Source organism: Oleiphilus sp. HI0125, assembly GCF_001635355.1.
In genome coordinates, this window is the sequence record NZ_LWGF01000941.1 from 1 (window position 1) to 1,192 (window position 1,192).

Genomic DNA, 1,192 nt, shown 5'->3' on the forward strand with positions numbered 1-1,192 from the left:
TTAACTGCGATGTTTATCGCTATCCCTGTGTCCTTGGTTGATAGTGTGGGCTTGTCGAGTGAGCAACATTGGTGGTTGTATTTACTCGTATTAGTAGGTTCCTTTATTGCGATGATTCCGCTAATCATCGTTGGTGAGACGAAGCAAAAGATGAAGCCTATATTCTGCGTGGCAATCATCTTGGTGTTGATAGGTGCGTTGGCAATGTCGTCTTTTCAAACGGCATTAAGTGGATTTATTGTTTCGTTGTTTGTGTTTTTTATGGGCTTCAATTTACTGGAAGCCAGTTTGCCTTCGCTCGTCAGTAAAATAAGCCCTGCAGGTTCAAAAGGCACTGCAATGGGCGTCTACTCTACTAGCCAATTCTTCGGTGCTTTCTGCGGTGGTTTGTTAGGGGGCGTAGTCTTATCTGAATATGGCGTAAACGGCGTTTATTACTTTTCTGCAGCATTACTCACTGTTTGGTTTTTTGTCGCAGCAACAATGAAAAAACCAAAGCACGAAAGAACAGTGACTGTCTTTTTTAAATCGGATCTCGATCAAAATGAAATTGATGATCTGGGCGATGCACTTATCTCAATACAGGGCGTTGAAGATGCAGTCGTTGTGTCAGAGGGAGTAGCCTACTTGAAAGTGATTTCAACGAAGTTTGAAGAAGCTTCGCTAGAGCCTCTGAAAAAACAATATCCTTATCAATCCTAGGCGCTATTTCCGTTCAAGTTGATGGTAAAACTAGGGTAGTCGTGAGACAATGCGACACATATTTAGACGCATTTAATTATTAATTTAAGACGCAAAGGACGGCGTTAATATTGGAAGGGGAATAGCATGGCCAGAGGCATTAACAAGGTAATTTTAATTGGTAATCTTGGGCAGGACCCAGATGTTCGTATGAGCGCTCAAGGTTCAGCCATTACAAACCTTAATCTCGCAACAGATGAAAGTTACAAAGATAAGCAAACTGGTCAAATGGTTCCTAAAACTGAATGGCACAGAGTTGTGTTGTTTAACCGCCTAGCAGAGATCGGTCGTGACTATTTGCGCAAAGGCTCAAAAGTTTATATTGAAGCCCATAAAAAACACAAACAACGAAACAATAAATCCACTTAATGCCGTTTGAAAAGACGACATTGCCAACGCACCTATCAACACCAAGATGATTGCCACGCAGAATATAGGCTTCATCTTTTGC

At 41.6% G+C, this 1,192-nt stretch carries 2 protein-coding genes; both read left to right on the forward strand.

Features of this window, described 5'->3' with window-relative positions; all coding sequences use genetic code 11:
- A partial coding sequence (locus tag A3762_RS16175; protein ID WP_156493517.1) for an MFS transporter occupies positions 1–702 on the forward strand: 702 nt, incomplete at its 5' end.
- A gap of 126 nt (positions 703–828) precedes the next feature.
- Positions 829–1,110, forward strand: coding sequence for a single-stranded DNA-binding protein (ssb, locus tag A3762_RS16180; protein ID WP_082869189.1), 282 nt, complete (start codon positions 829–831; stop codon positions 1,108–1,110).
- Positions 1,111–1,192: the final 82 nt, after the last annotated feature.